The organism is Pseudomonas edaphica (genome assembly GCF_005863185.1).
Lineage (GTDB): Bacteria > Pseudomonadota > Gammaproteobacteria > Pseudomonadales > Pseudomonadaceae > Aquipseudomonas > Aquipseudomonas edaphica.
Window position 1 is genome coordinate 1 of record NZ_VBVZ01000281.1, and the last position, 7,874, is coordinate 7,874.

7 protein-coding genes are annotated in these 7,874 nt (G+C 58.5%); all 7 read right to left on the bottom strand.

Going from position 1 to position 7,874, the window contains the following annotated elements; genetic code table 11:
* Positions 1–2,467, bottom strand: a 2,467-nt coding sequence (locus tag FEM54_RS18490; protein ID WP_138452379.1) for an acyl-CoA dehydrogenase, incomplete at its 3' end; no start/stop codon positions are given.
* Positions 2,468–2,708: 241 nt separating this feature from the next.
* Positions 2,709–4,154 (bottom strand): outer membrane protein transport protein, encoded by a 1,446-nt coding sequence (locus FEM54_RS18495; protein WP_138452381.1) that lies wholly within the window; start codon positions 4,152–4,154, stop codon positions 2,709–2,711.
* A gap of 50 nt (positions 4,155–4,204) precedes the next feature.
* A complete protein-coding gene (praB, locus tag FEM54_RS18500) occupies positions 4,205–4,693 on the bottom strand; it encodes an alkane oxidation protein activator PraB (protein ID WP_138452384.1) in 489 nt (162 codons plus the stop codon).
* A 92-nt stretch (positions 4,694–4,785) separates the two neighbouring features.
* Positions 4,786–5,271 (bottom strand): alkane oxidation protein activator PraB, encoded by a 486-nt coding sequence (gene praB, locus FEM54_RS18505; protein ID WP_138452386.1) that lies wholly within the window; start codon positions 5,269–5,271, stop codon positions 4,786–4,788.
* 134 nt (positions 5,272–5,405) lie between these two features.
* Positions 5,406–5,900 carry an alkane oxidation protein activator PraA gene (gene praA / locus FEM54_RS18510; RefSeq protein ID WP_138452388.1) on the bottom strand — a complete coding sequence of 165 codons (495 nt, stop codon included), beginning with the start codon at positions 5,898–5,900 and terminating at the stop codon, positions 5,406–5,408.
* Between the two features lie 134 nt (positions 5,901–6,034).
* Positions 6,035–7,315, bottom strand: a complete 1,281-nt coding sequence (locus tag FEM54_RS18515; protein ID WP_099547834.1) for an alkane 1-monooxygenase — start codon at positions 7,313–7,315, stop codon at positions 6,035–6,037.
* 294 nt (positions 7,316–7,609) lie between these two features.
* The coding region (locus FEM54_RS18520) for an alpha/beta fold hydrolase (RefSeq protein WP_138452390.1) at positions 7,610–7,874 on the bottom strand (265 nt) is incomplete at its 5' end.

Here is a 7,874-nt window from a genome sequence, read left to right on the forward strand (position 1 = left end):
CCTGTTGACGCTGCTGCAAAGCCTCCAGCAAGCCAAAATCCTGCGGGAAGTCGTCAACCTGAATACCGTGGTCGGCATATTCCACGTAACGCCCGAGCAAGCTGTCTTCCTCATCACTGATCAGGTCCAGCGCCCGCGCCTTGACGCGCCAGGCGGTAAAGGCGGTGGCGGAAATCGGCATCGGTTCGATCAGGCCCTGCTTGATCGCGGGCTTGAGCCGCGCCTCGATCAGCTCCACCTGCGGCAACAGCCGGAAGCCCAATTCGCCATAGGCCAGCTTGTCGATTTCCGGGCGCGGGATGTAGGAATTGGCCAGCAAGCGGTCGCGGGTTTCTCCGGGGGTTTGCACCACATCGGCCACCTGGGCCAGCAGGCGGTCCGAGGGTTTGTGCTGGGGAATACCGAACGGGAAACTCAAGGCACGCACCACGGCTGCCGCCGGTTTCGACGGGTAGTTGTCGAGTACTTCGGCAAGGGCTTCATGGGCGCGCAGCAATGCGTCCTGGGCCGACCAGTGCACCAGCGGCAAGTCGGCCTGGGGCCGCCCGTCGTCCTCAAAGCGCTTGAGCACGCAGGACAAGATGTACAGCTGCGACAGAATATCGCCCAAGCGCCCGGTGATACTTTCCTTGCGCTTGAGCGCACCGCCGAGCACACCCATGGACACATCCGAGATCAATGCCAGCACCACCGACAGCCGATTGGCCTGGCGGTAGTAGGACGCCAGCGCCGGGTCGGTCTTGGCCGGTGCGGCAAGCAGCCGCCCGCCTGTCAGCGAATGCACCGCAGCGCGCACGGTATTGGCCAACACGAAACTCAGGTGGCCGAACATCGCGCTGTCGAAGGCTTCCAGGGCTTTGCGTCGATCCGGGTTGTGCGCCGCTTCCATCTCGCGGAACACATACGGATGGCAACGAATCAGCCCCTGGCCAAAGATGATCAGGCAGCGGGTCATGATGTTCGCGCCTTCCACGGTGATCGCAATCGGGCTTTGCTGGTAAGCGCGAGCCAGGAAATTGTTTGGCCCCATGCAGATGCCTTTGCCGGCCACGATGTCCATGCCGTCGTTGACGATCATCCGCGCGCGCTCGGTGACGTGGTACTTGGCAATCGCCGAGATCACCGAGGGCTTTTCACCGGCATCCAAAGACGCCACCGAGACCTTGCGCACCGCATCGCAGGCATACAAATGCCCGGCCATGCGCGCCAAGGGCGCCTGTACGCCTTCGAACTTGCCGATGGGCAGGCCGAACTGCTTGCGCATCGCCGCATAAGCCGTGGTGCCGCGTACCGCGACCTTGCCCAGGCCGACGTTGGCCGACGGCAGCGAAATGGCGCGCCCGGCTGCCAGGCATTCCATCAGCATGCGCCAGCCATTGCCGACCTGTTCGCGGCCGCCGATCACCCATTCCAGCGGAATGAACACATCCTTGCCGGTGGTCGGCCCGTTCTGGAACACCGCGTTCAGCGGCCAATGCCGACGACCGCTGTTCACGCCCGGGTGGGAGGTGGGGATCAACGCACAGGTAATGCCCAGCGAACCAGCCTTGCCGAGCAAGCCATCCGGGTCTTCGGCACGAAACGCCAGGCCCAGCACCGTGGCAATCGGGCCGAGGGTGATGTAGCGCTTGTCCCAGGTCACTTTGAAACCCAGCACTTCCTCGCCCTCATGCACGCCTTTGCAGACGATGCCCAGGTCTGGAATCGCTCCGGCATCGGAACCGGCATACGGGCTGGTGAGGGCAAAGCACGGGATGTCTTCGCCGCGTGCCAGGCGCGGCAAATAGTAATTGCGCTGCGCATCGGTGCCGTAATGCAGCAGCAGTTCAGCCGGGCCAAGGGAGTTGGGCACCATCACCGAAATCGCCGCGGCCGAGCAACGCGTCGACAGCTTCATCACCACCTGCGAATGCGCATAGTGGGAGAAGCCTTTGCCGCCGTACTGCTTGGGAATGATCATGCCCAGGAACCCGGCGTCCTTGGTGTACTGCCAGCCTTCGGGGGACATGTCCTGCCAGACCTGGGTGGTTTCCCAGTCGTTGGCGATGTCGCAGAGGGTTTCCACTTCGTTATCGAGAAACGCCTGCTCTTCGGCGCTCAGGCTGGCAGGCGCGGCTTGCAGCAAGCGCTGCCAGTTGGGCTTGCCGCTGAACAGCTCGGCGTCCCACCACACGGTGCCGGACTCGATGGCCGCGCGCTCGGTGTCAGACATCGCCGGCATGATCGTGCGAAACAGGCCCAGGGCCTTGCTGGTCAGCAGTGTGCGGCGCAGCGGCTTGATCGTCATCAGCACGGCGGGCAGTACCACCAGAATGGCCGCGACGCTGGCGCCAAAGCCTGCGACCCCATTGAACAGATAACCAAGCGCCAGCCAGACCAGGCCGACGCCCAGCCACAGGGCAGCAGCGGCTTGTCGATAGGCCAGGGCAATCGCGGCGGCGACACCCAACAATAACCAGATAACCATGGGGATACCTCTACTCAATTCAGGGTATGGCATGCGCGTCGCTCGTTCGGGATGAACGAGGGCGTAAAACCACACTACAAACTTGAAAGGACAAATTCAAATTTTGTTTTGAAATTTTTATTTAATGCTTTGAGCAAAAAAATTCGGCCGAACGCGTCAGCCAAAGACCAAGGGATGAAACGCTGCAGGTCGAGCGCATCAAGATGCGCTTGACGCCCTCTCCTGCAGCGGCGCTACTGGATCAGAACTTATAAGTGGCCGACACACTCACCACGTCACCAGACGACTCCGCCGTACCGCTCAGTTGACCAGCACCCAGGCGATCCTCGTTTTTAGTCTTGAGATTGACCTTCTGCACGAATTGGTGGGAATACGCGGCATCAACGGACAGCCCCGGCACCGCCTTGATGTCATAACCGGCGCCAAAGGCGAGGAAGTAGCGGTCCCCATCGGGAATGCGTGGGTCACGTGTGGAGTTGCGGGTAGGTGTCTGGTCATACGCCACACCGGCGCGCAGTGTCAGCTCATCCGTGGCTTTGTAGTCACCACCGATGGATGTCATCCACGAGTTCTTGTAGTTGTAAGGGATCGCGACAATGGTCATGCCGTCGGACTTGAGTGTCAGGTCCTGGAAGGACGACCATTCGGTCCAGGTTGCGCTCATGCCCAGGGTCCAGCGGTCGTTGAATTGGTGCACCCAATCAATCGACGCAGTGGCGGGAATATCCAGCTGAGTGCTCGCGTTAGCACCGTCCGGGAATAGCTTCAAGCCAGGGTAGGCCAATTCCACCAGCGTTTCGCCATTTGGCCCGATGGGGTTGGTCATGGCGTTACGGCCGATAGCATCCGTTTTGAAGTTGTACTTGCCGGTCATCTTGTTCTTGATTTTGGCGTGATAATTCAGACCCAGCGTGTCTCTGTCAGTCGGTTTCCAGACCACACCACCGAACCAGCCCACCGAAACGTTATCCACCTTTACCCGAATCAACGACTCGCCCACGCCGGAAGGAAACGCCGAGCCCCCCAACCCTGGGGAAACAGCGGCGGCGGATAACAAGTCCACGTTCTGGCTGACGAAGCCCTGGCTGCGTTGAACAATCGCACCGCCACCAATGGAGAATTGATCGTTGACCTTGAACGACAGCGAGCCCGTCAGGCCAACCGTCTCGATCTTGGTATCGACAGCAAAATCACGAAACTTCGAGTTTTCATTCCAGGTGGTGCGCATCCCCTGTGGCACTACCTGGCTCAGGCCGAACGCAAAACGGTCACCCATGGGAATCACCAGAAACCCGGTCGGCAGCCATGCGGTAAAACCACCTTGTCCGCCATTATTGTTATTGGGCACCGGATCGCCCATGCTCCCTTGATCATCGAGTACCGGTGTATTGGTCACAGGGTTGCCGGCATAGTCATAGGCCTGGCCGCTGTATTTGATCTTGACGCGTGCGTAGTCAACCGTTTGTTGCGCAATGGTGGAGTCAATAAACGCCATCGCCGCCGGGTTGTTGTACGCGGCACTGGGGTCGTTCTTGAACAGCGAACCACCACCAAAGGCTCGGCCCCAGCCAGGAGCGCCGTAGGTTGGCGTGGAGAAACCGCCCGCGTGTACCGGGGCTGTCGTGATCAACCCCCCGACTAATGCCAACCCGAGCAGTGTGCGTGCATGTTGTTTTTTATTATTCATGTATGACCCCTATTATTATCGCAGCGGCTTAGTCCGGCATGCCTTGTCATTCAGTTAACGATCGACAGTGTTGGCAAAACGATGTCCAGCCGTTCAAGTGTGCAATTACCTGACAAGGCTTGATTAAAAACGGTTAATTGATGTGTTGCGTTATTCCAACTTGCGTAAATCTCAGTTGGCCCGCAATTGCTGCCAGGGATACCTGTTACTGAAAAGCCCACGTCATCCACCCAGGCTGACGTCATCGAGTAGGCGCTCATCCTCCAACTCAACTTAGGCTTCAACAAGCTGCAATAGCCGCCGCCTGTGATTGAAACAGTGCTTATATGAACGCCGGTAAAAGCACTTACATTGCCCGACATGGCAACCCCGCACGTCAGCGATGCGCCAAACGTAGAAGGCGTTCTTATCGTGAGCGTGCCAAATCCGCTCGAGAATAGCCCCGCAGGCGCAAACTCTGCGGCCTGTGCAACCGTTGCAATCCCTATCCAGCCTGCCAGCAGCAAAGTGCTCGAAGCCCGTCGCAATAAACGACTCATAGTCAGTTCCCTCGACCTTCCATTCCGTCAGCAGGAGTCTCTTACGAGACTCCTGCCTTCACGGGTGATCAGCCCTTAACGGAGTGACGCGCTTACGGGTTAACCGACAGTGTTGGAGCCACCACACTCAGGGAAACCACGGTGCAGTTGCCGCTCAGCGACTGGTTGGCAGCCGACAGGGTCTTGGTGCCTGGAGTCCATGCCACAGCGATAGGGGTAGGACCGCAGTTGGTGGCCGGGATCGAGGAGATCTTGTAGCCGACATTGGTCACGGTACCGGTGGTGCCCGTTGCAGCAGTGAGCACCCAAGGCAGGTTGGTCAGGGTTGGCAAACCGCACAGACCGCCACCGGTCAAGGTCGCACCATTGATAGAAGCCACGCCACCGCTAACGTTGCCGGTAAAGGTGATGCCGCAGGTTACCGCAGCACCGAAGGACGAAGGCGACTTCACCACGATGGTGCCAGGGTTAGTCGAGAACGGACCATCCGGGGTGATGGACGCCGCACTGGCCATCGAAGCTGCGCCAAAGCACAGAGCAAAAGAAGTTGCACAAACGAGGGTTTTCAAGCTTTTCATTGTTTTTCCTCACATGTTATGGCGAGTCAGTTCGCCAGGGGTAATGGCCATGATCGAGAGGTCACGGTGAAACTGCAGAACTTCCCTTTCCAGCCAAATTTCATTACCTATACCGCTACAGTTTTAGAATTCGTTTATTCGACCACTTTGAAAGTTGGCGGCATCTTGATCGACACCGTCTTGATCTTGCAGTCTTCGCCAATCGGCACATTGGCGGCTTCCAACTTGCCGGTGGCGTTATCCCAAGTACCGTCGGCGGTCGACGGGCCGCACTTGCCGCCTAAACCGAAGGCATGCACATCCACGCTGATGTTCGACATCGAGCCGCTTTTAGTGTCTTTGGCAATTAATACCCACGGCAAGTTGATAGCCTCGACGCGGCTGCATTTCAGGCCGCCATCGAATTCAACTTTGTCGACATTCACCGACGCGCCATTGGCCGCGACCTTGCCGGCCACTTTGATGGTGCAGTCGGCGCTGATCAGCGCGCCCTTGGAAAAACTGATCGGGCCTTGGGCCGTAAAGGCGCTGCCGGCCGGCTCGATCCGCGCAGCCTGGGCTTGTTGGTAAACCATCAGGCCCAGTGCGGCCAGGATGACATGGGCGGTAAAGGTGGCAGGGCTTTGCATGGTGTACGTCCTTCCCTTGAAATTATTGTTGTAGGGTCAAACCACTAACTTGCAATAAAACCGATGAATCCTGGGCGATGAAGGCCTGCGCGGTACACAGACCCCGAGTTCAACCACACAGGCGTTAGTTCAGATTAAAACGGCGTCGCGCTGTTGCTGTACTTCTCCAGATACTTCAACCGCTGTGACGGTTGAAGATTGGTCAGGGTGATATCCCCGGCATAGTGGTTCAAGACACGGTGGTCCATGCGCCGTCGCCATAAGTACGGCACATAGGCCCAGACAATCATGCTGGCGTAACCGTAAGGCAGTTGCGGTGATTCATCAAAGTGGCGCAACGACTGGTAACTGCGGGTCGGGTTGGCATGGTGATCGGAGTGGCGCTGAAGTTGGAACAGAAAGATATTGGTGACAATCCGATTACTGTTCCACGAATGCCGAGGCGAACAACGCTCATAACGACCGTTGGGCAACTTCTGGCGTTTAAGCCCGTAGTGCTCGACATAATTGACCACTTCCAGCAACGAGAACCCGTAGATGCCCTGGATGATCAGGAACGGAATTACCGCCGCGCCCAACCAGGCAATCATCGCGCCCCACAACACCAGGCTGTACATCCAGGCGCTGAGCACCGCGTTCTTCCAGTGCAAGGCCGGCAGGCCGAGTTTGCGCAGGCGTTCGCGCTCCAGGTTCCAGGCTGACACGGCGCTGAACCACACCGAGCGCGGCAGGAACGCCCAGAAACTCTCACCGAGGCGCGAGCTGGCCGGGTCTTCCGGGGTGGCGACGCGTACATGGTGGCCACGGTTGTGTTCGGTGTAGAAGTGCCCGTAGAAGGTCGGCGCCAGGGTCACTTTAGCCAGGAACACTTCCAGCGGCTTGGGCTTGTGCCCCAGTTCGTGAGCGGTGTTGATGGCAATGCCGGTGGCAGCACCGGTGGACATCGCCATGCCCAGGTAAGTGAACCAGCTGACCGCACCGTGCAACTCAGTACGCGCGGTAATGAAGGCGGCGGTTTTGGCCAGCCAGCTCGACGGGTCCAGGTGGGCGGTGGCGTTCAGCAGACCGCCGCTGATGATCCAGTCGATGCCGCCGGCGGCGAGCCAGCCGGTGATCACCACCGACGAGATGACGAACAGCACACCGGTGTAGACGATCCAGCGGTAGTAGCTTTGGGATTCGAGGTGGTTGACGGCGGATTCGGGTGGGTTGCTGACGTCTTCACCGAGCAGGCCGTCGATCAGCGGGATAAGGCCGAAGATCACCAGCACACCGACCCACCACAGTTGCTGTACGCCGGTGGTAATTGCCAGGGCGCCGGACAGCAAGGGGGTTGCCAGTGGCATGATGCCGAGCCACCAGAGGTGACGCTTGCCGTCGGTCCAGACGGTTGGGCTTGCCATAGTCTGATTCATGGCAGCCTCCGAACGAGGCAGGTTGGGTATGCGATAAAAGGCGTTTTTTTCATTATTTTATTCGCTCTTAGGCATTTCAAAAACTGTTTCAAATTACACATTGAAATAATTTTTTAAAATTAATAGCGCGGAATCGTTAGGTCGTCAACTAGTTTCTCGAAGGCTTTTTAACGTGACCGGGCAGTCTCTTTTTCAGCCGTTTGGTCAGGTGTCTAAAGCAGGCATCGACGCCGTTGAACCGCGAGTCGGATTGCACAATCATTTACCCAGCTACTTACCCAACTACTTACCCAGCTACTTACCCACCAGGGCCAATGGCCGTTGCGAAAGCGGGTCGTTTTGCGGCGGTTTGACGCGCTTGGCAATCTGCTCCACCACCGCCACCACACGCTCTGTGGCGGTGATCGGCAGCATATGGCCCCTGCCCTCCACCACTTGCAGCTTCAGCCCCGGCACCTTGCTGGCCAGGGCCTGGCCGTGCTTCTGGAAGTCCAGCACCTTGTCGCGCGCGCCATAGATCAGGCCGATGGGCAAGGTCAGTTGCGGGTAGCGCTTGACC